The following is a 26122-nucleotide window of genomic DNA, read 5'->3' as shown; positions in this document are numbered from 1 at the left end:
GGCAGCCTCAGGCGGCGGCAGCGGGCGGCTCGGCCGCCGCGGTGGCGTCGGCGTCGGCCACGTCGATGGCCAGCGCCAGCGGACCGCTGGTCTCTTCCTCCTCGGCCTCCTCGGCTTCGGGCTCGGCCAGGCCTGCGGCGGGCGCGGTGTCGTCCAGGCGCGCCAGCAGGCTGGCATGCAGGTCCAGCGTCAGCAGGTCGCAGCCGGTGACGCGCACGCGCACGTGCGCGCCGCGCGGCAGGCCCTCGCAGCCCAGGGCACGGAACACCAGCGGCAGCGTGTCGGCACGCACCAGGCCGTCCTTGAGCACCGCGGCGTCGAGTTCCGTCACGCCGTTCTGCTGCAGCCAGCGCAGGGTCCAGAAGCGCTCGATGCCGTGCTGGAAGTCGTTGTAGGCGCCGTAGGCGGCATCGAAGCCCGAGATGATGGAGAACAGGCTCGCATCCTTGGGCTTGAAGGGCGCGGACAGCGGTGCGGTGCGCCCGTGGCGCGCGCAGGCAATGATCTGCCACTGGTTGACCAGGTCCACGTAGCGGCGCAGCGGCGAGGTGGCCCAGGTGTACTGCGCCACGCCCATGCCCGCGTGCGGCGCGGGCTTGACGCCCATGCGCACCTTGATGCCCGGGGCCAGGCTGGCCTGGCTGCGGTAGATGCCCGGCACGCCGCACTCGGCCAGCCAGCCGCCCCAGCTGCTGTTGGCCAGGATCATGGCTTCCGAGACGATCAGGTCCAGCGGCGCGCCGCGGCGGCGCGTGCTGATCTGCACCGTCTCGTCGCCGGTGGGCTCGCTCGCGTTGTCCAGCAGCCGGAAGTTGTAGTCCGGGCGGTTGAAGGTCTCGGGCTTGCCGCGCACCACCTCGCGCTGGGCCTTCAGATGTTTGGCCAGGCGGAAGGTGAAAGCCAGCTCCGGCGCGAACTCGTAGTCGGCCGGCGCCTCGCCGGTGAGCGTGGCCTCGGTGATGACGTCATCGAGCTGGTCGTGGCGCAGGTTGCGCGCGATGGGCACGCGCTCCAGCTTCGTCTCGCGGCTGCGGATCTCCAGCGTCGCCTCGTCGAAGGTGACGTACAGGCTCACGGCCGGGCAGTCGCGGCCTTCGATCAGCGTGTAGGCCTGCACCACCTCGTCGGGCAGCATGGTCAGTTTCCAGCCCGGCATGTAGACGGTGGAGAGCCGGTCGCGCGCCACCTTGTCCACCGGCGTATCGGGCTGGATCGCCAGCCCCGGCGCCGCGATGTGCACGCCGAACACCACCGTGCCGCTGCCCAGCCCCTGCACGGACAGGGCGTCGTCGATCTCGGTCGTGGCCGAGTCGTCGATGGAGAACGCGGCCACCGGCGCCAGGGGCAGCTCCTCCTTGATCGCCGGCGCCTGCAGCGCGGGGAAGCCGGTGCCCTTGGGGAACATCTCGAACAGGAAGCGCCGCCAGTGGAACTGGTAGGGGCTGCTGATGGCGCCGGCGTCCTTGAGCAGGTCCAGCGGCGCGCGCTGCGCCTGCTTGGCGGCGTCCACCACGGCCTTGTATTCGGCGGCGTTCTTGTCGGGGCGGAACAGGATCTTGTAGAGCTGCTCGCGGATGGGCTGCGGGCAGGTGCCGGCCACCAGCTCGGCGGCCCAGGCCTCGATCTGTGCCGCGAGCTGCTTCTTGCGCTCGATGCCCAGCAGCGCGGCCTTGACGATCTCCTCGGGCGCCTTCTTGAACAGGCCCTTGCCGGCGCGGCGGAAGTAGTGCGGGGCCTCGAAGAGCCGCAGCAGCGCCGCCACCTGCTGCTCCAGCGAGGCATTGGCGCTGAAGTAGTCGCGGGCCAGCGCCGCGAAGCCGAACTCGCCTTCCGGGGCGAATTCCCAGGCCAGGTCGAGATCGATCTCGGGGGCGATGGCCTGGGCGCGGCTCATGAGCTCAGCCGGCGCGGGCTTGTCGAACTTCAGCAGCACGTTGGCGGCCTTGACCTTGACGCGCTTGCCGGAGTCCAGCTCGACCTGCAGCGAGCTCTCGGCTTCGGACATCACACGGCCGGCGAGGAATTTGCCGGCTTCATCGAACAGGGCGTACATCCCCCGTATTGTCGCCGCAGCGGCCGCAAGGCCCGCCGGGGCAGGGGTGTACGCGCTTGTTGCGGGGCGGGGAGAGGTTCCCGTTCGCCCTGAGCTTGTCGAAGGGCCGGCGCTCGGAGGTCGCTGCGGGGCTTCGACAGGCCTGTCCTGAGCCTGTCGAAGGGCTCAGCCCGAACGGGAAGATCGCCTCAGACCGTCAGCCCGCCGCCGACCTCGATCACCACGCCGTTGATGTAGCTGGCCTCGTCGCTGGCGAGGAAGGCGTAGGTGTTGGCGATCTCCTCGGGCTTGCCCAGGCGGCCCAGCGGCACCTGCGCCACGAGCTGGTCGATGACCTTCTGCGGGATGGTGTCGAGGATGGGCGTCTGGATGAAGCCCGGCGCCACCGCGTTGACGCGCACGCCCTTGGGGCCCAGCTCGCGCGACCAGGTCTTGGTGAAGCCGATGACGCCGAACTTGCTGGCGGCGTAGTTGGTCTGGCCGAAATTGCCGTACAGGCCCACCACGCTGGAGGCGTTGAGGATCACGCCGCTGCCCTGCGCCACCATCGTGTCGGCCACCGCCTGCGAGCAGTGGAAGACGCCGCGCAGGTTGACGTCGATCACGGCGTCGAACTGCTCCAGCGTCATCTTCTGCAGCCGCGCGTCCTTGGTGATGCCGGCGTTGTTGACCAGCACGTCGATGCGCCCGTGCCGCGCCTTCACGGCCGCCACCATGGCGTCGACCTGGGCGCGGTCGGTGACGTTGAGCACCTGGCCCTCGGCGCGGCCACCGGTGTCCAGGCACTGCCCCACGGCGGCATCGACCGCCTCGGGCCGGATGTCGCACAGCACGACCACCGCCCCTTCGGCGCAGAACTTCTTCGCCGTGGCCAGCCCGATGCCCTGAGCGGCGCCGGTGACGATGCAGATCTTGTCTTTCAAACGCATGAACGAGCTCCAGGAAAGTGAGCGACACCGGCCTCCGCGGTCACGTCATGCCATGCCGCGCCGCCTGGGCCGATGCGCGCGCATCCATGGTGCCACACGGCTTCCGTACTGCTGGAAGGGCCGGGATGGGAAGAGCCCCCGACGGGCCGAGAACTGCAGCGGCCTTGCGGGCAATCAATGTTCCCCCGGCCCCGCCCCTGCGCGCGCGGTGTTGCGCCGCCCTCAGCCCCGGGTGTTGCCGGACAGGCCCAGGAACGCCAGCAGCTGCGGCAGGTGGGCGTCGAAATCCGACAGCGCATGGTCACTGCCCTGGATGACGTGCAGCTGGCATTGCGCATAGCGCGCGGCCATTTCACGCCAGTCCAGCACCTCGTCGCCCGTGGCCACCAGTGCCAGGTAGCGCTGCGGGCGCGTGACGGCCGGCGGGTGCAGCGCGCGCAACTCGTCCACGAACTCGGGCCGGAAGAAGAAATGCTGCTGCGGATCGTGAAACGCGGTCTGCTCGCCGATGTACTTGGCAAGGTCACGCGCGGGCTCCACCGCCGGGTTGATCAGCGCGGCGCGGCAGCCCAGGCGCTCGGCCATCACGGTGGCATAGAAGCCGCCCAGTGAGCTGCCCACCACGGCCATGCCCTCGCGCGGCCAGTCCGCCGTGCCCCGTTCCAGCAGTTCGACGGCCTCGCGCGGGGAGGGCGGCAGCTGCGGGCACCACCAGTGCACGTCGGGCTGGTGCTGCTGCATCCACGCCTGCATGCGCTGCGCCTTGAACGAGCGCGGCGAGGAGCGGAAGCCGTGCAAATAGAGCAGGTGCGTGAGAGGCGCCGCGGCCTGCACCGCAGGCGCGGCAGAGGCGCTCACTGGTGCACCCTCGCGCTGCGCGCGGTCCCGACGAGCGGGACGGAGCGCCCCCTTCGGAGCGGCCGTGCGGGGGCGCTCACGCCTTCTTCCCCAGCGCCTGCAGCAGCTTGTCGTGGATGCCGCCGAAGCTGCCGTTGCTCATGCACAGGATGTGGTCGCCCGGCCGTGCGGCTTTGACTACCGCCTTGACCAGCGCGTCGATGTCGTCGCTGACGATGGCCAACTCGCCCATCGGGGCCAGGGCCTCGGCCGCGTTCCAGCCCAGGCCGCCGGAGTGGCAGAAGCTCAGGTCGGCCTCTTCCAGCGCCCAGGGCAGCTGGGCCTTCATGGTGCCGAGCTTCATGGTGTTGGAGCGCGGCTCGAACACGGCCAGGATGCGGTCCAGCCCGACGCGGCGGCGCAGCCCGTTGACGGTGGTGCGCAGCGCGGTGGGGTGGTGCGCGAAGTCGTCGTAGACCTTCACGCCGCCGGCCTCGCCGCGCAGCTCCAGGCGGCGGCGCACGTTCTCGAAGCGGCCCAGCGCCTCGGCCGCGAGCTCCGGCGCCACGCCCACGTGCTCGGCCGCGGCCAGCGCCGCCAGCGCATTGAGCTGGTTGTGCTCGCCCAGCAGGCCCCACTCCACGCGCGCGATCTTCAGCCCGCCGCGCAGCACGTCGAAGGCATGCGGCTCGCCGCGCGCGCGCAAGCAGCCGGGCTCTTCCTTGCGCGTGCCGAAGCGCTGCACCTCACTCCAGCAGCCCTTGGCCAGCACGCGCTGCAGCGCCTCCTCGCGCGCGTTGACCACCAGGCGGCCCGAAGAGGGCACGGTGCGCACGAGGTGGTGGAACTGCGTCTCGATGGCTTCGAGGCTGGGGAAGATGTCCGCGTGGTCGTACTCCAGGTTGTTGAGCACGGCGGTTCGCGGGCGGTAGTGGACGAACTTGCTGCGCTTGTCGAAGAAGGCGGTGTCGTACTCGTCGGCCTCGATCACGAAGCTCTTGCCCGCGCCCAGCCGCGCCGAGACGCCGAAGTTCATCGGCACGCCGCCCACCAGGAAGCCCGGCTGCAGCCCGGCGTGCTCCAGGATCCACGCCAGCATGGAAGTGGTCGTGGTCTTGCCGTGCGTGCCGGCCACGGCCAGCACGTGGCGGCCCTGCAGCACCTCCTGCGCCAGCCACTGCGGCCCGCTGGTGTAGGGCAGCCCGGCGTCGAGGATGGCTTCCATGAGCGCGTTGCCGCGGCTGACCACGTTGCCGATGACGAAGACGTCCGGCTTGAGCGCGAGCTGGTCAGGGCTGAAGCCCTCGATGAGATCGATGCCCAGGGCGCGCAGCTGGTCGCTCATGGGCGGGTAGACGTTGGCGTCGCAGCCCGTCACGCGATGTCCGGCTTCGCGCGCCAGCGCCGCCAGACCACCCATGAAAGTGCCGCAGATGCCCAGGATGTGGATGTGCATCGCCTGGATTCTAGAAGCCGCCCCAAGGCGGTTTGGGCCCGGCCCTGGAGCCGGGCCCCTTGATGCGGATCAGGCCGCGCGCAGCGCGGCGCGGGCCGCTTCGAGCGTGGCGTCGATGTCGGCGTCGCTGTGCGCGGCGCTGACGAAGCCGGCCTCGTACATCGCCGGGGCCAGGTACACGCCGCGGTCGAGCATGGCGTGGAAGAAGCGGTTGAAGCGCTCGGTGCCGCCGGCCATCACGGCCTTGTAGTTCTGCGGCAGCGACTCGGCGAAGAAGAAGCCGAACATGCCGCCCTCGCAGTCGCCCGCCAGCGGCTCGCCGACCTCGCGGCCGATGGCCTGCAGGCCGTCCACCAGCCGCTTCGTCTTGGCGGCCAGCGCCTCGAAGAAGCCGGGCTTGGCGATCTCGCGCAGCGTGGCCAGGCCGCAGGCGGTGGCCACCGGGTTGCCGCTGAGCGTGCCGGCCTGGTAGACCGGGCCCAGCGGGGCGAGGTGCTGCATGACCTGGCGGCTCGCGCCGAAAGCCGCCAGCGGCATGCCGCCGCCGATGACCTTGCCGAACACGCTCACGTCCGGCTTGAAGCCCGGGATCAGCTTGGCGTAGATCGACTGCGCGCTGCCCAGCGCCACGCGGAAGCCGCTCATCACCTCGTCGAGCACCAGCAGCGCGCCGTGCTGCGTGCACAGCTCGCGCAGCCGCGTCATGAAGGGCACGCTGGCGCGCACGAAGTTCATGTTGCCGGCGATGGGCTCCACCATCACGCAGGCGATCTCCGCGCCCTGCAGCGCGAAGGCTTCTTCGAGCTGCTCCAGGTTGTTGTATTCGAGCACCATCGTGTGCTGCACCACCTCGGCCGGCACGCCGGCGCTGGTCGGGTGGCCGAAGGTCGCCAGGCCCGAGCCGGCCTTCACCAGCAGCGCATCGGCATGGCCGTGGTAGCAGCCCTCGAACTTGACCAGCAGCGAGCGGCCGGTGGCGCCGCGGGCCAGGCGGATCGCGCTCATCGCGGCTTCGGTGCCCGAGCTGACCAGGCGCAGCTGCTCCACGCTGGGCACCTGTTCGATGATGGCCTCAACCAGTTCGACTTCGCGCTCCGTCGGGGCGCCGAAGCTGAAGCCCTCGGTGGCGGCGCGCTGCACGGCTTCGAGCACGGCGGGATGGCCGTGGCCCAGGATCATCGGGCCCCAGGAGCCGATGTAGTCGATGTAGCGCTGCCCCTCGGCATCGACCATGTAGGCGCCTTCGGCGCGGCGGATGAAGCGCGGCGTGCCGCCCACGGCGCGGAAGGCGCGCACGGGCGAGTTCACGCCGCCGGGGATGACGGCCTGCGCGCGCTCGAACAGCGCGGCGTTGGTGGTGGTGTTGTTCTTGTCAATGGACACGGCGCGAGCCTCCCTTGCTGTTGTCGTTGCCGTTGGCGGGGCCGGTCTCGGCCGGCGGCTCCATGAGCTGGCCCTCAGCGCCTTCCTCTTCCGGGGGCAGGGCCCAGAAGAAGCGGTCGGGCACGACGTTGCCCATGCCGGGGCGGAAGCCCGAGTCCAGGCTCTGGTCGAGGAAGGCCAGGGCCTCGCCCACGGCCGCCTGCAGCTCGGTGCCCGCGGACAGCAGCGAGGCCAGCGCCGCGGAGAGCGTGTCGCCGGCGCCGACGAAGGCGGTGTCGAAGCGCTCGAACTTCTCGCCCGTGAGCGCGGCCTGCGGCGAGGCCAGCACGTTGTCCAGGTACTGCTCGCCGCCGCGCGACTGCAGGTGCACGCCCGTGACCAGCACGAAGCGCGCGCCGTGCTCAGCCGCGGCCACCGCGAGCTCGCGTGCGGAGGGCGGGCGCTCGCTCTCCCAGTCGGGCAGCAGGAAGTCGGCGAGCGTCTGGTGTCCGCCCACGAGCACCTCGGTGGCCGGCAGGATCAGCTCGCGGAAGGCGTCGAGGTAGGGCTCGCGCTTGTCCTCCTCCTCGATCCAGGAGAGGCTGGGCATGTAGGCCACCAGCGGCACGTCGGGGTAGTCGGACAGCACCTCCGCCACCGCCGCCACCACCTCGGCCGAGCCCAGGAAGCCCACCTTCCACGCCGAGATCGTCACGTCCTCCAGGATCGAGCGCGCCTGCTCCGTCACCACCTCGGCGTCGAGCTCGTGGTGGTCGAAGATCTCCGCCGTGTCGCGCATGAGGATGGCGGTGGTCACCGGCAGCGCGTGCGCGCCCATGGCAGCGATGGTGGCCACGTCACCGGCCACGCCGCCGGCACCGCTGGCATCGGCGGCGTTGAAGCTCATCACGCAGGCGGGCGCAGGGGCTTCCTGCGCCGCTTCGTCGGAGACGGCGGCGGGATTGGAGTCGGGGTTCATGGGTGGTCCTGAAGGTCCTGCGGCGCTGCGCCGATGTTGCTGCTGCGCGCGGGCGCAGGACTGTGAAAAGAGGCATGTTCAGCCCGGCCGGATGCCGCGGTGGGCGCCCAGGGGCCGTGGCTACAATGCCCGTCGATTGTAGTGATTGACAATACCAAGTGAGCGAACCTCGAACCTGGATGTGCCTCATCTGCGGCTGGATCTATGACGAAGCTGCAGGCGACCCCGAACACGACATTGCGCCCGGCACCCGTTGGGAAGACGTGCCCATGAACTGGACGTGCCCCGAGTGCGGCGCGCGCAAGGAAGACTTCGAGATGGTGCAGATCTGAGCTGATCCGCACGCTTGCGCAGCGCCCGGCCCTGGCGGACGGCAACCTCCCATGATTGAAGACGAAACCGTCCCGGCTTCGGCTTTCGACCCCGCCGCAGCGGCCGTGCCGCTGAGGGTGCTGGTGATCGACGACAGCCACACCATCCGCCGCAGTGCCGAGATCTTCCTGCACCAGGGTGGCCACGAGGTGCTGCTGGCCGAGGACGGCTTCGATGCCCTGGCGCTCATCGACGAGTTCGAGCCCGCGCTCATCTTCTGCGACATCCTCATGCCGCGGCTCGACGGCTACCAGACCTGCGCGCTGCTGCGGCGCAACCCGCGTTTCGCGCAGGTCCCGGTGATCATGCTCACTTCCAAGGACGGTCTGTTCGACCGTGCCCGCGCACGCCTGGCGGGTGCGCAGGATCACCTGACCAAGCCCTTCACCAAGGACCAGCTGCTGCAGGCAGTTGCGCGCTACGGTCCAGCCATCGGCTGAAGGGGTTACCGTATCGCGTTGCCGCGCCCGACCTCGCGCGGCCCAAGGACTCCCGATGCCGATTCAAAAGATCCTGCTGGTGGATGACTCGCGCACCGAGCTCCACCACCTCGGCGAGATGCTGCGCAAGGCGGGTTACAGCGTGCGCACGGCCGAGAACGGTCAGCAGGCGCTCACAAGCTTAGCCGAGGAAAAGCCTGACCTGATCCTCATGGACGTGGTGCTGCCCGGGGCCAACGGCTTCCAGCTCACGCGCACCATCACGCGCGACGAGCGCTACGCCGACCTGCCGGTGATCATCTGCAGCAGCAAGGGGCAGACGACCGACAAGGTCTGGGGCATGCGCCAGGGCGCGCGCGACTACGTGGTCAAGCCCGTGGACTCGGCCGAGCTGCTTGCCAAGATCCGCGCCCTGGGCTGAGCCGCCGGTGCAGCCGCCCATGGCCCGCAAGGACGCCCTCAAGGAGCTCCAGGCCCGGCTGGCGCAGCAGCTGCAGCAGGCGCCTGCGGGCCAGGCACCGGCCTGGCTGGCGGTGGAATGCGCCGGCGTGCGGCTGCTGCTGCCGCTGCAGGAGGCCGGCGAGATCGTGGAGCACGCGCATGTGCCGCCACTGCTGCCGCTGCCGCATGCGCTGCCGTGGTTCGAAGGCGTGCTCAACCTGCGCGGCCACCTGCACGGCGTGGTGGACCTGGCGGCCTTCCTGGGCCTGCGCGCCGCCGGCGCACCCCATCCCGACACCTCGCGCCTGGTGGCGCTGAACCCCGCGCTGGGCCTGCACTGCGCGCTGCGCGTGGACCGGCTCGCCGGGCTGCGCAACGGCTCGCAGCTGGCGCCGCTGCCCGGCGCCGAGGCGCCCGCGCACCCGGCCTTCGCCGGCGAGTTCTACGGCGACGGCCAGGGCCGCAGCTGGCAGGCGCTGCGGCTGGCGGCGCTGGCGCGCGACACGCATTTCCTGCAGGTTGCCCAGCCGCTGCCGGGGGCGGCATGAGCCTGCGCCGGCTCCTGGGCTCCCGCGACGACGCGCCGCGCCCGGCCTGGGCCGCGCCGGCCGAGGGCGCCACGCTGGACGGCGCTGCCGGGCTGGGCCTGGACATGAACGCCGCGGCCCCCGGCGGCAGCACCGCCGCCGCCGATGCCGGCGCCGCGCCTGCCGCTGCCGCCGCGTCCGCATCGCCCTTTGTCGATACCGCTGCCCGCGCCGCCGCGCCCAGGCGCCGCGCCGCGCGCCGCCTGGAGCGCCACCGGCTGCTGCTGGGTTCGCTGGTGGGGCTGGGCGTGCTGGCGCTGGTGGCGGGCACGATGCTGGCGCTGCAGCGCGCCGAGCGCGGCGCGGCGCAGGTGGCCGCCAGCGGGCAGGCGCTGATGCAGTCGCAGCGCCTGGCCAAGTCGGTCAACCAGGCGCTGGCCGGCCAGCCTGCGGCCTTCGCCGAAGTCGAGGCCAGCGCCGAGGTGCTGGCCCGCAACCTGCGCGGCCTGCGCGGGGGCGGCGGCATGACGCCCGCGCCCGAAGCGCTGCAGCACAAGGTGGCGCAACTGCTGCTGCTGTCGGAGGTCGCGGAGAGGAACGCCCGCGCCGTGCTGGCGCAGCAGCCGCGGCTGACGCAGGCCGCGCAGGCGCTGCAGGTGCTCGACGGGCTGTCGGCGCGGCTGCTGGAGAGCGCCGAAGCCGTGGCCGTGCTGGAGCTGCAGCGCGAGGCCGCGCCGGCGCAGGTCTCGGCGGCCGGGCGCCTGGTGATGCTCACGCAGCGCATCCCGCGCAGCGCCTTCCAGTTCCTGCGGGCCGACGACGCGCGCCCCGAGGCGGCGCAGCGGCTGGAGCAGGACCTCGAAACCTTCCGCGCCCTGGCGCAAGGGCTGCTCGACGGCGATGCGCCGCTACGCCTGGCCGCGGCGCGCGACCCCCTCACGCGCGAGCGGCTGCGGGAGCTGCTGGACCTGTACGCGCGCACGCGGCGCGAGGCCGGCGTGATCCTGGACCAGCTGCAGCCGCTGGCCGCCGCGCGCGCGGCGCGCCAGGAGATCCTGCAGGACAGCGAGCCGCTGCGCCGCGGCCTGGAGGACCTGCAGCGCCGCCTGGAGCTCGACGCGGGCTTCGGCGGCCTGGCCAAGGCGCTGATGCTGCTGGGCACGCTGGCGCTGCTGGGCGGCGGCGCGGGGCTGGTGCGCGTGTACGTGCAGGACCAGGCCCATCGCGCGCTGCTGGCCGAGGCGCGCCGGCGCGAGGCCGAGGCCCGGCGCCTGGAGGAGGAGCGCCGCAACGAGGCCACGCAGGGCGCGATCCTGCGCCTGATGAACGAGCTGCAGGCCGTGGCCGGCGGCGACCTCACGCGCCAGGCCCCGGTCACCGAGGAAGACGTCACCGGCGCGATCGCCGACTCCATCAACTACACCGTCGAGGAGCTGCGCCGCCTGGTGGCGCAGGTGCAGGACACGGCCGCGAGCGTGACCGCCACCACGCAGCAGGTGGAGCAGACCTCCGCGGCGCTGCTGCAGGCCTCCACCGCGCAGCTGCGCGAGATCCGCGACAGCGGCGAGTCGGTGCTGGCGCTGGCCGGCACCATCCACGGCATCTCGGACCAGGCGCAGCACACGGCCGAGGTGGCGCAGGCCTCGCTGCAGGCGGCCGACCGCGGCCAGGCGGCGGTGCACGACAGCATCCGCGGCATGGAGGCGATCCGCCACCAGATCCAGGACAGCGCCAAGCGCCTCAAGCGCCTGGGCGAGAGCTCGCAGGAGATCGGCGAGATCACGCAGCTGATCTCCGACATCACCGAGCAGACCAACGTGCTGGCGCTCAACGCGGCGATCCAGGCCGCCAGCGCCGGCGAGGCCGGGCGCGGCTTCTCGGTGGTGGCGCAGGAGGTGCAGCGCCTGGCCGAGCGCTCGGCCGACGCCACGCGCCAGATCGCGGCGCTGGTGCGCGCGATCCAGGCCGACACGCAGGACGCCGTGGGCGCCATGGAGCGCACCACGCAGGGCGTGGTGCAGGGCACGCGGCTGACCGACGCCGCCGGCGCGGCGCTGGCCGCCATCGGCCGCGTCTCGCGCGAGCTTCACGAACACATCGGCCGCATTTCCGGGCAGGCGCTGTCGCAGGCGCAATCGGCCTCGGTGGTGGCGGCCAGCATTGAGCACATCTTCGCCGTCACCGAACAGGCCGAGGCCGGCACCCGCTCCACCGTGCAGCGGGTGCAGGAGCTGGCCCGCAGCGCCGAGGCGCTGCGCCGGTCCGTGGCGCGCTTCAAGCTTTACTGAGCCGATGGACCTTCACTCCCTCTCCGCCACCGCGTGGCCCGATCCGCAACCGAGCCCCGCCGCGGCGCCCGGCGTGTCGCCGGCGCTCGAACCCCGGGCCGACACCGACGCGCTGGCGCGGGTGCAGGACGAGACCGAGCGCGTGCTGGACGCCGTCCCGCGCGCGCTGCAGCGGCTGCGCCGCGGCGCGGCGCCGGCCGAGGCCGATCCGGCCACGGTGCTGCAGCTGTCGGTGCGCCAGATGCAGCAGGTGGCCGGGGCGCTGCGCATCACGGGCTTCGAGCAGGCGGCGCGGCTGCCGGCGGCCGTCGCGGAGCTGCTGGCCAAGGCTGCGGCGCAGGCCGGGCCGCCGGGGGTGGCGGTGGTCGAGGGCGTGGAGCACGCCTGCGCGGCACTGCGCACGTACCTGCGGCGCTGGCGTGCGGGGCGGCCACTGTCGGCGCTGGCGCTGTACCCGGCGTGGAACACGCTGCAGACCCTCAGCGGCGCCGAGCGCATCCACCCGGCCGAGCTGTGGCCCGTGCCCTGGCAGTGGCACGCGCTGCCGCCGGACGAACGCATGCCGCCGCTGCAGCCCGACGGCGCCACGCGCGGCGCGGCCGAGCAGCTGACGCTGGCGCTGATGCGCGACGCGCGCAGCGTGGCCGCGTCGCGGCTGAGCGACCTCTTCGCCGCGCTGGCGCGCGGTGCCGCCGATGGCCGCATGGCCACGCTGTGGGGCCTGGCCTCGGCCATGTACGAGGGGCAGGCCAAGGGGCTGCTGGCGCCGGAGGTGCACCTGAAGCGGGTGTCCTCGCGGCTGCTGGCGCAGCTGCGCCGCGGCCCGCTGGGCACCGCCGACGCCGTGGCGCAGCGCCTGGCGCACGACCTGCTCTTTTTCTGCGCCCAGGCCGGCGTGCAGGCCCAGGACGGCGCGACGCCGCGGCTGGCCGGCGTGCGCCGGACCTGGGGGCTGGAGCGGCATCCGGCGGTGGACGTGGAGCACGCGCTGCCGGCCGGGGCCGACGCCGCGCTGCTGGCGCAGACGCTGCGCCAGCTCGCCGCGGTGCAGGCGCTGTGGGACGCCGCCGCAGCCGGCACGCCGCGGCCGGGCCAGCGGGAGGCCCTGTCGCAGATGGCGCAGTCGCTGCGGCAGCTGCTGCCGCGGCAGGCGCAGGCCGTGGAGGAGCTGACGCAGACGCTGCAGCACGTGATGGCCGAGCCGGGCGTAGCGACCTCGGCGGTTCCGGCGCTGGAGGTGGCGCAGTCGCTGCTGGCGCTGCAGCTGCTGCTGCAGGAGCACGAGACCGAGACGGCCGCCGAGCCGCTGCAGTGCCTGTCCACGCGCATCGCGCAGGCGCTGTCGGGCGCCCCGGCCGAGACGGGGCATCCCGAGGTGCCGGTGGACGCCTGGCTGCTGGAGCTGGCGCAGCGCGGTGCCGAGCGGCAGGCGCTGACCGCCCTGGGGCAGTCGCTGCGCACCGCGCTCAACGAGGCCGGGCTGCAGCTCGATGCGCTGGCCCAAGGCCCCGACGACGCCACGCTGCGCGCGCTGGCGCAGCGGCTGCAGCGGCTGCAGGGCGTGCTGACGGTGCTGTCGCAGCCCGAGCTGGCGTCGTCTCTGCAGGCGCTGCGCGAGGCCTTGCCGGCCGAGGCCTCGGCGCTGGACGGCGCGCAGGCCGCGCGCCTGGCCCGGCGCCTGGCCCGGCTGGACCTGGCCTGCGAGCGCCTGACGCTGGGGCTGCCGCCCACCGAGGGCCTGCCGCGCGACGAGGAGCTGGATGCCATGGAGGCGCCGGCCGCACCCGCGGGCCCGGCATCCGCGCCGGTTGCCGCGCTGCCGGCCGCCATCGCTGTCCCCGAGATCCTGACTGAAGCCAAGGCCTGGGCCGAGCCCGGGCTGCCGGTCCCGCCGGTGGCGGTGTCGGCGTCCGCACCGGCAGCCGCTGCAGCGCCGGTGGAGAAGGCTGCCGCCACGCCCGAACCCGAGCTCGGCGCCAAAGCGGAATTCCCGTCCGGGCCCGTGCCCGACCTTTCCTTGGCGCCGCAGCCGCCGCTGCTGACGGAGCGCCCCGAGCTGCCGGCGCTGACCGAGCCGGCCCTGCCGCCCGGCGTGGAGGCGGGCTGGGACGCGCCCGCCGCCGAGCTGCCCGAACTGGTGGACGTCACGCAGCTGGTCACGCTGCATCAATCGGCCACCGACGACGAGCGCATCGAGCTGGCCTCGCTGCTGAAGCACGTGGACGCGCAGGGCGCGGCCATGGCGCCCACGGTGGCAAGCCCGCCGGACCAGGCCGCAGCGGCGCCCCTGTCTTCGCGGCTCGTGGCCCTGTCCCGCCTGGGCGGCGCCCCGGCTTTGCCGCCGGTGGCGTCCGAACCCGTGGCCGCCGCGCCCGACAGTGCGCCGCACCAGGGTGCCCCGGGCGTCCCGGCTGCCGACGGGCCCGCGCCCTCCGAATCCACCGTGGCCGAGGAGCCTGCGCAACCTCACGAGGACGCCGGCGCGCAAGCCTCGACCCTGCCCGCCACCTGGGACGAGCCGGCACTGGCCGGCGAGGCCGCCGGGCCCGGGGCTGAAACGGCCGTCGCCGAAGCGCCATCGGCCGAGGCGGCGCCTGTCGCGGAGCCGCCTGCCGACGAGATGCCTGCCTCGGAGGCCGGTGCGGGGCTCTCGGGCGAGGACGACGCGGTTGCCGCGCAGCCGGCCGTTGCCGCCGCGGAAGCACCCTGGCCTGAGGCCGACGCCCCGGCTGCCGTGGCACGCACCGAGGCGCCCGCCGATGCACCGGACCTCGCTGCCTCGCCCGCCGCGCCGCCGGCAGCCGAGGAGGACACCCTGTGGTCCGACACCGAGGCCCGCGCCTGGCTCGATACCGAAGCCGGCTCCTGGGCGGAGGCGGGCGCTGGGGACGGCGACGAGCCGGACGCCGGGTCGGCTGCGGTGCCGCCGGCCCAGGCGCCGTCCGCCGCCGCACCGGGCCTGCCGGATTGGCCGAAGCTGCCCGATCTTCCCGATCTGTCCGACCTGCCCGGTTTGCCGGCGCTGCCGGAGTTGCCTGAGCTGCCGGACGGCCTGCCTCCGGCCGAGGGCGACGGCCTGTCTTTCGACCTGTCTTTCGACCTGCCGCCCGCGCCCCAGGCGCCGGCCTTCCCGCTGGCCGCCGCGGACGAGGCGTTCGGCGGGGCGGAGCCACCGCCCGCGGAGCAGGAGGGCGCCGATTTCGACCTGGACTTCGGCCCCGGGCTGCCCGGCACGGACACGTCGCCGCAGGCTGCCGTGGACGCCGAGGCCGAGGAGGAAATCTTCCTGGACATGGGTGAGCCGGAAGAGCCGCCCCCGGCGGCTGGCACGCCTGCCGTGCCGGCCGATGCCGGCGAGGTCCGCATCGCGCTGCCCGGCGAGGCGCTGCCGCCCGCGGAGCACGAGGACGCCGGCTTCGACCTGGACTTCGACATTGATCTGCCGGAGTCCGCACCGGCGGCCGACATGGAGCAAGACGCCGGTGCAGCGCCGGCCGTGTTGGAGCCGCCGCCCGCGCTGGAGCCCATCGCCACGGCCGCGACGCTGGCACCGCTGGAGGACGAGCACCGGCTGGTGGGTCCGCTGCGGGTGTCGCAGTCGCTGTTCGACATCTACATCGAAGAGGCCGAGGCGCTGTCGGGCCGGCTGCACGAGAAGCTGTGGCAGTGGCAGCCGCCGCAGCCGCTGGAGCGCGAGCTGGTCGTGGTCATGCACGCGCTGGCGGGCATGGCCGCCACGGTGGGCGACCAGGCGCTGTGGCAGCTCGCGCGCACGCTGGAGGACACCATGGCGCCGTGCCGGCGCCCGGGCTACGCCACGCCGCTGATGAAGCAGCGCCAGGGCGAGGGTGTGCTGCGCGTGCGGGAGATGCTCACGCTGTTCGCGTCCGGCACGCTGCCGGAGCCGGTGGAGCCGGCCTTCCTGCAGTACCTGCGGGCACCGCACGAGGACGTGCCGACGGCGCAGAACCCCTTCAGTGCGCCGGTGGAGGCGCGCAGTCCCTTCGGTCCGCCGCCGCAGTCCACGAAGCTGGAGCTGCCGGACGAGTCCGCCGCGGACGAGGCACGGGCGCCGCTCCCCGACAAGGAGCAGGGCGGGCCGGACGCCACGGCCGGGAAGGTGTCCGAGGCGGGGGACGAAGAGTCCTTGCAGTGGCTGGACCTGTCCGACGTGGCCGAAGCACCGCCGGCTTCCACGCCCGCGGAGGCCGGCATGCCGGCGGACGACGTGGCGCCGGTGCCGGACCTGGCCGACGAGGCCGACGAGACCGGCGAGGATTTCCACGAGACGGTCCCGGCGGGCGAGCCCTGGGATCTGCTGCCCGCGCCCATAGACGCCGGGGCGCCGGCCCCGGCCGCCGCGCAGGATGACCTGCGGACGCTGGACCCAGCGCTGTTCCCCGTCTTCGAGGACGAGGCGCAGGAGCTGCTGCCGCAGCTCGCGCACAGCCTGAGTGCCTGGGCCGAGGATGGCGGCGAGGAGCACGCCGCCGCCGGCATGCGCACGCTGCACACGCTCAAGGGCGGCGCACGGCTGGCCGGCGCCATGCGGCTGGGCGATGCCGCCCATGCACTGGAAAGCGCCATCGAGGCGCTGCTCGCCCGCTCCGGCCTGCCGGAGCGCACCGAGATCGAGGCGCTGCTGGCGCGTGCCGATGCGCTGGCCGCCGAGTTCGAGCGCCTGCGCGCGGCCACCACGCCGCAGGCGGAGGGCGCCGACGCGGAGATCCCGTCTGCCTGGGCCGATGCCGATGCCGATGCGCAGGCTCCCGCCGGCGGCGTGGCGTTCGATGCGGCCGAATCTGAGACCGTCACTGGCGAGGCGGCGCCTGAGGAAACCGCCGACGCGCCGCTGCCGGAAGCCGAGCCGGTGGCGCAGGCCGCGGTGCCGGCCCTGGACGAAAGCGCCGTCGAAGCGTTCGAGGAAGGCGAGCCGGCCATCGACTGGTCGCGCTTCGCGGTGGAGCCCCCGCCGCTGCCGCCGGCCGCGGTGGCGGCCTCGCCCGCGGCCACGGTGCGGGTGCGCGCCCCGGCGCTGGACCGGCTGGTGGCGCAGGCGGGCGAGGTGGGCATCTCGCGCGCGCGGCTGGTGGCGGAGATGCAGCAGCTCGGCAGCTCGCTGGCGGACCTGGACGAGAACCTGCAGCGCCTGCGCGGCCAGCTGCGCGAGGTGGAGCAGCAGGCCGAGACCCGGCTCGACTCGGGCCTGGAGGCGGCACCGGCCTTCGACGCGCTGGAGATGGACCGCAGCACCCGGCTGCAGGAGCTCGCGCGGATGATGGCCGAGTCGCTGGACGACATGGCCAGCGTGCAGCACAGCCTGCGCCAGGGCCTGCGAGGCACCGACGACGAGCTGGTCGTGCTGGCGCGGCTGGCCGGGGAACTGCAGGACGAGCTGCTGCGCACGCGGCTGGTGGCCTTCGACAGCCTGGCCGAGCGGCTGCAGCGCGTGCTGCGCCAGGCCGCGCAGGAAGCGCAGCGCCAGGTGCGGCTGGACATCGAGGGCGGCGAGGTGGAGATCGACCGCGGCGTGCTGGAGCGCATGACGCCCGCCTTCGAGCACCTGCTGCGCAACGCCGTGGTGCACGGCATCGAGCCGCCGGCCGAGCGCTTCATGCGCGGCAAGCCCACCGAGGGCCGCGTGCTGCTGCGCCTGGCGCAGGAGGGGGCGCAGGTCAGCGTGAGCTGCAGCGACGACGGGCGCGGGCTGGACCTGCAGCGCATCCAGCGCCGCGCCGTCGAGCGCGGGCTGCTGGCGCTGGAGGCGCAGCCCGATGCGGCGGCGCTGCAGCACCTGGTGTTCGCGCCGGGCTTCTCCACCGCCGAGCGGCTGAGCCCGCTGGCCGGGCGCGGCGTGGGGCTGGACGTGGTGCGTGCCGAGGTCGAGGCGCTGGGCGGGCACATCGTGCTGGAGACCACGCCGGGGCAGGGCAGCCGCTTCACGCTGCAGCTGCCGCTGACCACGGCCGTGATGCAAGTGCTGCTGCTGCGCTGCGGCGAGGCCACCGTGGCCGTGCCCGCGGCGCTGGTGGACGAGGTGCTGCGCGTGCCGGCGGCCGAGGCGCGGCAGGCCGCGGCGCGCGGGCGCTTCGGCGCGGGCATCGAGGCGCCGGTGTTCCACCGGCTGGAGCCGCTGCTGCAGTGGCCGCTGCCGCCGGACGAGGCGCCGGAGCGCATGGTCACGGTGCTGCTGCTGCGCGGCGCGCAGCAGCGCCTGGCGCTGCAGGTGCAGGAGGTGCTGGGCCGCCAGGAGGCGGTGCTCAAGCCGCTGGGGCCGCAGCTGGCGACGCTGCCGGGACTCGCCGGCATGAGCCTGCTGCCCTCCGGGCTGCCGCTGCCCGTCTACAACCCCGCGGCGCTGGCGCTGCGCCACACGGCCGCGCAGCAGGCGGCGCAGGTGGGCGGCGGTGCGGCGTGGGGGCCGGGTGCCGGCAGCGTGGCCGCGGCGCCGGCGCCGGTGGCCGTGGAAGAACCGGCGGCGCCGCTGGTGCTGGTGGTGGACGACTCGCTGACGGTGCGCCGCGCCACGCAGCGGCTGCTGGAGCGCGAGGGCTACCGCGTGGCGCTGGCCAAGGACGGCGTCGAGGCGCTGGCGCTGCTGGAGCAGGAACCGCCGGCGCTGGTGCTCACCGACCTGGAGATGCCGCGGCTGGACGGCTTCGAGCTGCTGCGGCGGCTGCGCGCCGAGCCGCGCTGGCAGGCGCTTCCGGTGATCGTGATCACCTCGCGCCGGGCACCCCGCCATCGCGAGCTCGCGGCCTCGCTGGGCGTGGAGCACTACCTCGGCAAGCCCTGCGCGCAGGAAGAATTGCTGGCTTTGGTGGCAGGCTACAGTCCTGCGCTTCAAGCCCCCAACTGAGTTCAAGAGAGAGGCCGCATGCCGTCGCTGGTCGATCACCTGGTGGAGCTCACGCGCTTTCGCGACCGCGACCAGGCCGACGGGCTGCTGCTGGAGACGCTCGCCGGGCTGCTGCGTCCGCAGTTCCTGGCGCTGCACCGCTGCGTGGGCGAGCCGCCCGACGTGCGCTGGCTCACGCGCGTGCACGGCGCCACGCCCCAGGGCGCGCGCCGGCGCAGCTTCGAGCAGCTGCCGCCGCTGGACAGCCGCCCCGAGTGGCGCGACTGCGTGCTGGGCCAGCAGCCGGTGGCGCAGCCCGGGACGCCGGGGCGCGTGCTGTTCCCGGTGCTGGCCGGTGCGCAGGGCACGGGGGTGCTGGAGATCGGCGCCGCGCAGCCGCTGGGCGCCGAGGCCCAGGGCACCGTGGCGGCCATCATCCAGCTCTACGGCAACTTCCTGGCGCTGCTGGACTACGGGCAGCGCGACGCGCTCACCGGGCTGCTCAACCGCAAGACCTTCGACGAGGTCTTCATGAGCGCCATGCTCGGCCACGAGCTGCAGCCGGTGGCCGCGGACGACGACCGCACGCGCACGCAGCAGCGCCACTGGCTGGCGGTGCTGGACGTGGACCACTTCAAGAACATCAACGACCGCTTCGGCCACCTCATCGGCGACGAGGTGCTGCTGCTGCTGGCGCGGCTGATGCGCACGGTGCTGCGCTTCGACGACCAGATCTTCCGCTTCGGCGGCGAGGAGTTCGTGGTGCTGCTGGCCGCGGCGCACGAGGCGGACGTGATCGCGGTGCTGGACCGGCTGCGCCAGCAGGTGCGGCAGTTCGACTTCCCGCAGGTAGGCCGCGTGACGGTGAGCATCGGCTTCAGCGACGTGCGCAGCGCCGACATCCCCACCGCCGCCTTCGACCGCGCCGACCGCGCGCTCTACCACGCCAAGACCAGCGGCCGCGACCGCGTCGTCGGCCCCTCCGCCCTGGCCGCCGCCGGGGTGGTGGAGGCGCCAGCGCACTCGGGGGACGTGGACCTGTTCTGATCCGGGTCCTCCTTCTTCTGGTTCCCCCTCTTGCGCGATGCGCACTCAACCGATTGGACGTGCCGCAACGTCAGCCGGTTTGCGTACACTGCCGCGCCCATGTTGCTGAGAATGTAACGAGCTGTCATGACGTTGCTGCGCCCCCTGATCCCGCTGTGCGTCGCCCTGGTGGCCGGCTGCAGCACGCTCTCGCCGCCGCCCGCGGCCCCCGCCGCGCCTGCCGCCTGGCAGGCCCCACGCCCGCACGAGGGCGAGCCGCAGGCATTGGCGCGCTGGTGGGAGCGCTTCGACGACCCGCTGCTGCCGGCGCTGGTGGCGCAGGCGCAAGCGGACAGCCCGACGCTGGCCCAGGCCGGCGCGCGCATCGCCCAGGCCCGGGCGCAGCTGACGGTGGCCGGCGCGGCGCTGCGGCCGGCGCTGGACGGCCGCGCCGATGCCTCGCGCATCAGCAATGCCTTCCCGCCGCCGACGCTGACCTACTCCATCGCCCGCGCCGGCGTGGACGCAAGCTGGGAGCTCGACCTCTTCGGCGGCCGGCGCGCCGGCGTGGCGGCGGCGCAGGCCCAGGCTGGGGCGGCGGTCGCGCAGTGGCACGACGCGCGCGTGAGCCTGGCGGCGGAGGTGGCGCTGAACTACGTCGGCCTGCGCGCCTGCGAGGCGCAGGTGGCGCTGGAGACGCAGAACGTGGAGGCGGCGCTGCAGATCGCCGACCTCACGCAGCGCAAGGTGGAGGTGGGCTTCGAGTCGCCGGCCAACGGCGCGCTGGCGCAGGCCACGCTCTCCGACACCCGCGCCCGCGCCCAGGCGCAGCAGGCCGAGTGCGAAGTGATCGTCAAGGCGCTGGTGGCGCTGACCGGGCTGGAGGAGCCGGCGCTGCGCGCGCGGCTGGCCGGCGCCGCGGCGCGGCTGCCGCGGCCTGCGACCTTCGGCGTCGCGGCGGTGCCGGCGCAGGTGCTGGCGCAGCGACCGGACCTGGCCGCGGCCGAGCAGCAGCTGCGCGCCGCCGCCGCCGGCGTGGACGTGGCCGAGGCGGCGCGCTGGCCGCGGCTGCTGCTCACCGGCGCGGTCACGCTGGGCGTGGGGCGCGTGGGCGGCGTGCAGGACACCGGCGCCAACTGGTCCTTCGGGCCGGCGCTGTCGCTGCCGCTGTTCGATGCCGGGCGGCGCCGCGCCGAGGTCGATGCCGCGCGCGCGCGGCTGGACGAGGCGCTGGCGGCCTGGCAGCAGCGCGTGCGCGGCGCGGTGCGCGAGGTCGAAGAAGCCCTGGTGCGGCTGGACGCCACGGCGCGGCGCGAAGATGACGCGCGGGTGGCGGCCGAGAACTGGCAGCGCTTCGTGCAGGCGACGCAGACGCGCTGGGAGCTGGGCAACGCCAGCCTGATCGAGCTGCAGGACGCGCGGCGCCAGCGCATCGCCTCCGAGGCCGCGCTGCTGGCCGTGCGGCGCGAGCGCGTGGCGGCCTGGGTCCAGCTCTACAAGGCCAGCGGAGGCGGCTGGGACGGCTCGCTGGCCGTGGCCGCCAACACTTCCGGCACCGGCGCCGCCGGCTCCGCCGCCCCCGAATCCAACTTCCGTCAACCATGAAGCCGATCTCGAAGAAAACCACCGTGCTGGCCGCCGCGCTGGCGCTTGGCGGGCTGGCGCTGTCGGCGCTGAGCGTGCACAGCCAGCCGGCCGACAAGGCCTCGGCCGCGCCGCGCGCGGCGCTGAGCGTCTCGGTCACGCAGCCGCAGCCCGCGGAGTGGACGCAGACGCTGGCGGCCAACGGCAACGTCGCCGCGTGGCAGGAAACCATCGTCGGCGCCGAGCTCGGCGGCGTGGCGCTGGCGCAGGTGCTGGTGAACGTGGGCGACGTGGTCAAGCGCGGCCAGCCGCTGGCACGCCTGGTGGACGACACCATCCGCGCCGACGTGGCGCAGGCGCAGGCGGCGCTGGCCGAGGCGCAGGCGGCGCAGGCCGAGGCCAAGGCCAACGCCGAGCGCGCGCGGGCGCTGCAGCAGAGCGGCGCCTTGAGCGCGCAGCAGATCTCGCAGTACCTCACCGGCGAGCAGACCGCCGCGGCGCGCGTGCAGGCCGCGCGCGCGCAGCTCGACGCGCAGCAGCTGCGCCTGCGCAAGACGCAGGTGCTGGCACCCGACGACGGCGTGGTGAGCGCGCGCAGCGCCGCCGTGGGCAGCGTGGCGCAGCCGGGGCTGGAGCTGTTCCGCCTTATCCGCCAGGGCCGGCTGGAGTGGCGCGCCGAGGTGCCGGCCGTCGAGCTGCCCAAGGTGAAGGCGGGGCAGGCGGTGACGCTGGTCACGCCGGCGGGCACGCGCGTGCCGGGCAAGGTGCGCCAGCTCGCACCCACCATCGACCCGCAGACGCGCAACGCGCTGGTCTACGTGGACCTGCAGCCCGCGCCCGGCTCGGACGTGCGCGCGGGCATGTTCGCGCGCGGCGATCTCACGCTGGCGCGCCGCCCGGTGCTGACGCTGCCGGCCTCGGCCGTGCTGCTGCGCGAGGGCTTCAGCTACGTGATGGTGCTGGGCCCGGACTCCAAGGTGAGCCAGCTCAAGGTGGAGGCGGGGCAGCGCCAGGGCGACCGCATCGAGGTGCGCAACCTCAAGCCGGACGCGCGCGTGGTGGACCGCGGCGCAGCCTTCCTGGCCGACGGCGACACGGTGCAGGTGGTGGACGCGCCGCCCGCGGCCGCCACCGGCGCCTCGCGCCAGGCTGCCGCCGGCGCCACCTCGACCCCTGACGCGAAAGCCACGCGATGAACGTCTCCGCCTGGTCGATCCGCAACCCGATTCCCGCGCTGATGCTCTTCGTCCTGCTCACGGTGGCAGGGCTGATGAGCTTTCGCGCGATGAAGGTCCAGAACTTCCCCGACATCGACCTGCCCACGGTCATCGTCACGGCCTCGCTGCCCGGCGCCTCGCCGGCGCAGATGGAAACCGAGGTGGCGCGCAAGATCGAGGACTCGGTCTCCACGGTGCAGGGCATCAAGCACATCTACACCGCGCTGCAGGACGGGGTGGCCACCATCACGGTGGAATTCCGGCTGGAGAAGCCCACGCAGGAGGCGGTGGACGACGTGCGCGACGCGGTCAACCGCGTGCGCTCGCAGCTGCCGGCGGACCTGCGCGACCCGAGCATCGCCAAGATGAACCTCTCGGGCGTGCCGATCCTCACCTACACCATCGCCAGCGATCGGCTGGACGACGAGGCGCTGTCCTGGTTCGTGGACAACACGGTGGCCAAGCGGCTGCTGGGCGTGCCGGGGGTGGGCTCGGTGGCGCGCGTGGGCGGCGTCACGCGCGAGGTGCGCGTGGAGCTGGACCCGGCGCGGCTGCTGTCGCTGGGCGCCACCGCGTCCGAGATCTCGCGCGAGCTCAAGCGCGTGCAGCAGGAGTCCTCGGGCGGCCGGGTGGACCTGGGTGGCGGCGAGCAGGCGGTGCGCACGCTGGGCACGGTGGCCTCGGCGCAGGAGCTGCGCGCGGTGCAGCTCACGCTCTCGGACGGGCGGCGCGTGCGGCTGGACCAGGTGGCCGACGTCATCGACACCGTGGCCGAGCGGCGCAGCCAGGCGCTGCTGAACGGGCAGCCGGTGGTGGGCTTCGAGATCACGCGCGCCCGCGGCGCCAGCGAGATCGACGTGGACACGGGCGTGCGCCGCGCGCTGGAGCAGCTGCACGCCGAGCACCCGGACCTGCGCATCGCCCAGGCCTTCAACTTCGTGGACCCGGTGACCGAGAACTACGAGGGCTCGATGCACCTGCTCTACGAGGGCGCGCTGCTGGCGGTGATCGTGGTGTGGTTCTTCCTGCGCGACTGGCGCGCCACCTTCGTGGCCGCCACGGCGCTGCCGCTGTCGGTGATCCCGGCGTTCCTGGGCATGTACCTGCTGGGCTTCAGCATCAACGTGGTGACGTTGCTGTCGCTGTCGCTGGTGGTGGGCATCCTGGTGGACGACGCCATCGTCGAGATCGAGAACATCGTTCGCCACCTGAAGATGGGCAAGTCGCCGTACCAGGCGGCGATGGAGGCGGCCGACGAGATCGGGCTGGCGGTGATCGCCACCACCTTCACGCTGGTGGCGGTGTTCCTGCCCACCGCGTTCATGAGCGGCATCCCGGGCAAGTTCTTCAAGCAGTTCGGCTGGACGGCATCGCTGGCGGTGTTCGCCTCGCTGGTGGTGGCGCGCATGCTCACGCCGATGATGGCGGCCTACCTGCTCAAGCCCATCGTGCACGCCCGGCCCGAGGGGCGCGTGATGCGCTGGTACATGGGCTTCGCCGCCAAGTGCCTGAAGCACCGCTGGCTGACGGCGGGCGGGGCGGGGCTGTTCTTCGTGGGCTCGATCATGCTGATCCCGCTGCTGCCCACGGGCTTCATCCCGGCCGACGACTTCGGGCAGACGCAGGTGCGCCTGGAGCTGCCGCCGGGCAGCACCTTCGAGGAGACGCGCGACGTGGCCGAGCAGGCGCGCGAGATCCTGCAGAAGAACCAGCACGTGAAGCTGGTCTACACCGCCATCGGCGGCGGGGCCACGGGCTCCGACCCGTTCATGCCCGGCGGCGCGGCCGAGGTGCGCAAGGCCTCGCTGATCCTCAACCTCACGCCGCGCCCGGAGCGTCCGGGGCTGCGCAAGCAGGCCATCGAGGCCGAGCTGCGCAAGTCCCTGGAAGCGCTGCCCGGGGTGCGCGTGTCGGTGGGCCTGGGCGGATCGGGCGAGAAGTACATGCTGGTGCTCTCGGGCGAGGACGGCCAGGCGCTGGTGCAGGCGGCGCAGGCGGTGGAGCGCGACCTGCGCACCATTCCCGGCCTGGGCAGCGTGCGCTCCACGGCCAGCCTGGTGCGCCCGGAGCTGGTGGTGCGGCCGGACTTCGCGCGCGCCGCCGAGGCCGGCGTGAGCTCGCTGGTGATCGCCGACACGCTGCGCATCGCCACCACCGGCGACTACGACGCGGCGCTGCCCAAGCTCAACCTGTCGCAGCGGCAGGTGCCGATCGTGGTGCGGCTGCCCGAGAGCGCGCGCGAGGACCTGTCGCTGCTGTCGCAGCTGTCGGTGCCCGGGCGCAACGGGCGCCCGGTGCAGCTGGCCAACGTGGCGCAGCTGAGCCTGGAGAGCGGCCCGGCGGTGATCAACCGCTACGACCGGCTGCGCAACGTCAACTTCGAGGTGGAGCTCAACGGCGTGCCGCTGGGCGACGTGGCCGCCGCGGTGCAGAAGCTGCCGAGCCTGCAGCGCCTGCCGCCCGGCGTGAGCCAGGCGGCGCTGGGCGACGCGGAGGTGATGGGCGAGCTCTTCGCCAGCTTCGGGCTGGCGATGCTCACCGGCGTGATGTGCATCTACGTGGTGCTGGTGCTGCTGTTCAAGAACTTCATGCAGCCGGTGACGATCCTGGCGGCGCTGCCGCTGTCGCTGGGCGGGGCCTTCGTGGCGCTGCTGGTGACGAGGAGCGCGTTCTCGATGCCCTCGCTGATCGGCCTGATCATGCTCATGGGCATCGCCACCAAGAACTCGATCCTGCTGGTGGACTACGCGATCCTGGCGCGGCGCGAGGGCATGAACCGCTGGGACGCGCTGCTGGACGCGTGCCACAAGCGCGCGCGGCCGATCGTGATGACCACCATCGCCATGGGCGCGGGCATGCTGCCGATCGCGATGGGGCTGGGCACCGACCCGAGCTTCCGCTCGCCGATGGCGGTGGCGGTGATCGGCGGGCTGATCACCAGCACCTTCCTGAGCCTGCTGGTGATCCCGGTGGTGTTCACCTTCGTGGACGACGCGGTGGAGTTCACGCTGCGGCACCTGCGCCGCGGCCGGCACCACCACCACGCGCCGGCGCAGGAGAAGGCGGGCACGGCCTGAAACGGGCCGGAAGGGCCGGCCGGACGCGGCGCTCAGGCGCGCGCGTCCGCCGCCCGCTCCCGCGCGCGCAGGTAGGACGCGTACAGGTTGTCGCGCGGCGCGGGCTCGCCGCTGCGCAGCAGCCGGATCCAGGCGTCGGTGCTCATGACCGCCGCGAACCGTGCCTGCAGCACGATGCACGAGGCCTCGTGCATTTGCCGGGCCGGCAGGAAACCCAGCTCGTTGGAATATGAAATGGCGCCGGCGGCGTCGTGCAGATACTCCACGGACCAGCCCTCGTGGGCGGCCTGGCGAATGGTGGATTCATTGCAGTTCTGCGACATGTAGCCGGCCACCACCAGCGTGTCCACGCCGCGCTGGCGCAGCCAGTCGCCCAGGCCGGTGTCGGCCAGCGCCGAGGGCAGCGTCTTCTGCACCAGCAGGTCCGGCGCCGCATCGCGCACGCTCTCGTGCAGCTCCCAGCCGTGGGAGCCCTCGGCAAAGATCGGCGACGTGGGCGGCGCCATCTGCTGCACCACGACCACCGGCAGCCCCGCGTCGCGCGCCGCCGCCAGGGCGCGGGCGATATTGGGCAGTGAAACATCCAGCGGTGGATGTTCGATCGGCAATTGGCCGCTGACGTATTCGTTCTGCACGTCGATCAATATCAGCGCGCGCTTGGGGTTGGTGTTGCTTGAATTTGCCATGGCTTGGTTT

General features: G+C 73.4%; 17 protein-coding genes. 10 read left to right on the top strand and 7 right to left on the bottom strand.

Features of this window, described 5'->3' with window-relative positions; genetic code table 11:
• Positions 1-7 precede the first annotated feature (7 nt).
• The 6 genes from H537_RS0101070 to thiD all read right to left on the bottom strand — a co-directional run bounded on the left by H537_RS0101070 (position 8) and on the right by thiD (position 7616).
• Positions 8-2053: a ribonuclease catalytic domain-containing protein gene (locus H537_RS0101070; RefSeq protein ID WP_028996435.1), complete on the bottom strand. Its 2046-nt coding sequence runs from the start codon at positions 2051-2053 to the stop codon at positions 8-10.
• Between the two features lie 188 nt (positions 2054-2241).
• Complete coding sequence (fabG, locus tag H537_RS0101065) at positions 2242-2982, bottom strand: 3-oxoacyl-ACP reductase FabG (protein WP_028996434.1); 741 nt, start codon at positions 2980-2982, stop codon at positions 2242-2244.
• A 222-nt stretch (positions 2983-3204) separates the two neighbouring features.
• Positions 3205-3840 (bottom strand): YqiA/YcfP family alpha/beta fold hydrolase, encoded by a 636-nt coding sequence (locus tag H537_RS0101060; RefSeq protein WP_238446572.1) that lies wholly within the window; start codon positions 3838-3840, stop codon positions 3205-3207.
• Positions 3841-3916: 76 nt separating this feature from the next.
• On the bottom strand, positions 3917-5275 hold the full coding sequence (mpl, locus tag H537_RS0101055) for a UDP-N-acetylmuramate:L-alanyl-gamma-D-glutamyl-meso-diaminopimelate ligase (RefSeq protein ID WP_028996432.1): 1359 nt from the start codon (positions 5273-5275) through the stop codon (positions 3917-3919).
• A gap of 69 nt (positions 5276-5344) precedes the next feature.
• Positions 5345-6658, bottom strand: coding sequence for a glutamate-1-semialdehyde 2,1-aminomutase (gene hemL / locus H537_RS0101050; RefSeq protein ID WP_238446571.1), 1314 nt, complete (start codon positions 6656-6658; stop codon positions 5345-5347).
• The gene (gene thiD, locus H537_RS0101045) at positions 6648-7616 is read right to left on the bottom strand and encodes a bifunctional hydroxymethylpyrimidine kinase/phosphomethylpyrimidine kinase (protein ID WP_028996430.1); all 969 of its coding nucleotides are present in this window, start codon (positions 7614-7616) and stop codon (positions 6648-6650) included. Before thiD ends, hemL begins: the two co-directional genes overlap by 11 nt.
• 179 nt (positions 7617-7795) lie before the next feature.
• Here thiD and H537_RS0101040 point away from each other — a divergent pair, with 179 nt between their 5' ends.
• The 10 genes from H537_RS0101040 (at position 7796) to H537_RS0100995 (ending at position 25426) form a co-directional block, all read left to right on the top strand.
• Entirely contained in the window at positions 7796-7948 is a 153-nt protein-coding gene (locus H537_RS0101040) for a rubredoxin (RefSeq protein WP_028996429.1), read from the top strand.
• A gap of 51 nt (positions 7949-7999) precedes the next feature.
• On the top strand, positions 8000-8428 hold the full coding sequence (locus tag H537_RS0101035; protein WP_051241456.1) for a response regulator: 429 nt from the start codon (positions 8000-8002) through the stop codon (positions 8426-8428).
• A gap of 55 nt (positions 8429-8483) precedes the next feature.
• Positions 8484-8849, top strand: a complete 366-nt coding sequence (locus H537_RS0101030) for a response regulator (RefSeq protein ID WP_028996427.1) — start codon at positions 8484-8486, stop codon at positions 8847-8849.
• Between the two features lie 19 nt (positions 8850-8868).
• Positions 8869-9417 carry a chemotaxis protein CheW gene (locus H537_RS0101025; RefSeq protein WP_028996426.1) on the top strand — a complete coding sequence of 183 codons (549 nt, stop codon included), beginning with the start codon at positions 8869-8871 and terminating at the stop codon, positions 9415-9417.
• The gene (locus H537_RS0101020) at positions 9414-11684 is read left to right on the top strand and encodes a methyl-accepting chemotaxis protein (protein WP_028996425.1); all 2271 of its coding nucleotides are present in this window, start codon (positions 9414-9416) and stop codon (positions 11682-11684) included. Before H537_RS0101025 ends, H537_RS0101020 begins: the two co-directional genes overlap by 4 nt.
• A gap of 4 nt (positions 11685-11688) precedes the next feature.
• On the top strand, positions 11689-18543 hold the full coding sequence (locus H537_RS56410; RefSeq protein WP_028996424.1) for a response regulator: 6855 nt from the start codon (positions 11689-11691) through the stop codon (positions 18541-18543).
• An 18-nt stretch (positions 18544-18561) separates the two neighbouring features.
• On the top strand, positions 18562-19569 hold the full coding sequence (locus tag H537_RS0101010; protein WP_028996423.1) for a GGDEF domain-containing protein: 1008 nt from the start codon (positions 18562-18564) through the stop codon (positions 19567-19569).
• 126 nt (positions 19570-19695) lie between these two features.
• Entirely contained in the window at positions 19696-21153 is a 1458-nt protein-coding gene (locus H537_RS40340) for an efflux transporter outer membrane subunit (RefSeq protein WP_064735877.1), read from the top strand.
• Complete coding sequence (locus H537_RS0101000; protein WP_028996422.1) at positions 21150-22328, top strand: efflux RND transporter periplasmic adaptor subunit; 1179 nt, start codon at positions 21150-21152, stop codon at positions 22326-22328. Before H537_RS40340 ends, H537_RS0101000 begins: the two co-directional genes overlap by 4 nt.
• The gene (locus H537_RS0100995; RefSeq protein ID WP_028996421.1) at positions 22325-25426 is read left to right on the top strand and encodes an efflux RND transporter permease subunit; all 3102 of its coding nucleotides are present in this window, start codon (positions 22325-22327) and stop codon (positions 25424-25426) included. Before H537_RS0101000 ends, H537_RS0100995 begins: the two co-directional genes overlap by 4 nt.
• A gap of 32 nt (positions 25427-25458) precedes the next feature.
• Here the strand turns inward: H537_RS0100995 and H537_RS0100990 are convergent, their stop codons facing one another.
• A complete protein-coding gene (locus tag H537_RS0100990) occupies positions 25459-26112 on the bottom strand; it encodes a cysteine hydrolase family protein (RefSeq protein WP_028996420.1) in 654 nt (217 codons plus the stop codon).
• Positions 26113-26122 lie beyond the last annotated feature (10 nt).

This window comes from Azohydromonas australica DSM 1124 (assembly GCF_000430725.1).
GTDB classification, from domain to species: domain Bacteria; phylum Pseudomonadota; class Gammaproteobacteria; order Burkholderiales; family Burkholderiaceae_C; genus Azohydromonas; species Azohydromonas australica.
The sequence above is the reverse complement of the archived record's forward strand: the minus strand, read 5'-3'. Positions and strand labels throughout refer to the sequence as shown.

What these genes read in the sequence shown, in the direction of transcription:
- H537_RS0101020 (WP_028996425.1), top strand. Translation starts at nt 9,414, where the DNA reads ATGAGCCTGCGCCGGCTCCTGGGCTCCCGCGACGACGCGCCGCGCCCG.
- H537_RS0101010 (WP_028996423.1), top strand. Translation starts at nt 18,562, where the DNA reads ATGCCGTCGCTGGTCGATCACCTGGTGGAGCTCACGCGCTTTCGCGAC.
- H537_RS0101030 (WP_028996427.1), top strand. Translation starts at nt 8,484, where the DNA reads ATGCCGATTCAAAAGATCCTGCTGGTGGATGACTCGCGCACCGAGCTC.
- thiD (WP_028996430.1), bottom strand. Translation starts at nt 7,616, where the DNA reads ATGAACCCCGACTCCAATCCCGCCGCCGTCTCCGACGAAGCGGCGCAG.
- H537_RS0101070 (WP_028996435.1), bottom strand. Translation starts at nt 2,053, where the DNA reads ATGTACGCCCTGTTCGATGAAGCCGGCAAATTCCTCGCCGGCCGTGTG.
- H537_RS0101025 (WP_028996426.1), top strand. Translation starts at nt 8,869, where the DNA reads ATGGCCCGCAAGGACGCCCTCAAGGAGCTCCAGGCCCGGCTGGCGCAG.
- mpl (WP_028996432.1), bottom strand. Translation starts at nt 5,275, where the DNA reads ATGCACATCCACATCCTGGGCATCTGCGGCACTTTCATGGGTGGTCTG.
- H537_RS0100995 (WP_028996421.1), top strand. Translation starts at nt 22,325, where the DNA reads ATGAACGTCTCCGCCTGGTCGATCCGCAACCCGATTCCCGCGCTGATG.
- H537_RS0101040 (WP_028996429.1), top strand. Translation starts at nt 7,796, where the DNA reads ATGTGCCTCATCTGCGGCTGGATCTATGACGAAGCTGCAGGCGACCCC.
- H537_RS56410 (WP_028996424.1), top strand. Translation starts at nt 11,689, where the DNA reads ATGGACCTTCACTCCCTCTCCGCCACCGCGTGGCCCGATCCGCAACCG.
- H537_RS40340 (WP_064735877.1), top strand. Translation starts at nt 19,696, where the DNA reads ATGACGTTGCTGCGCCCCCTGATCCCGCTGTGCGTCGCCCTGGTGGCC.
- H537_RS0101000 (WP_028996422.1), top strand. Translation starts at nt 21,150, where the DNA reads ATGAAGCCGATCTCGAAGAAAACCACCGTGCTGGCCGCCGCGCTGGCG.
- H537_RS0100990 (WP_028996420.1), bottom strand. Translation starts at nt 26,112, where the DNA reads ATGGCAAATTCAAGCAACACCAACCCCAAGCGCGCGCTGATATTGATC.
- fabG (WP_028996434.1), bottom strand. Translation starts at nt 2,982, where the DNA reads ATGCGTTTGAAAGACAAGATCTGCATCGTCACCGGCGCCGCTCAGGGC.
- H537_RS0101035 (WP_051241456.1), top strand. Translation starts at nt 8,000, where the DNA reads ATGATTGAAGACGAAACCGTCCCGGCTTCGGCTTTCGACCCCGCCGCA.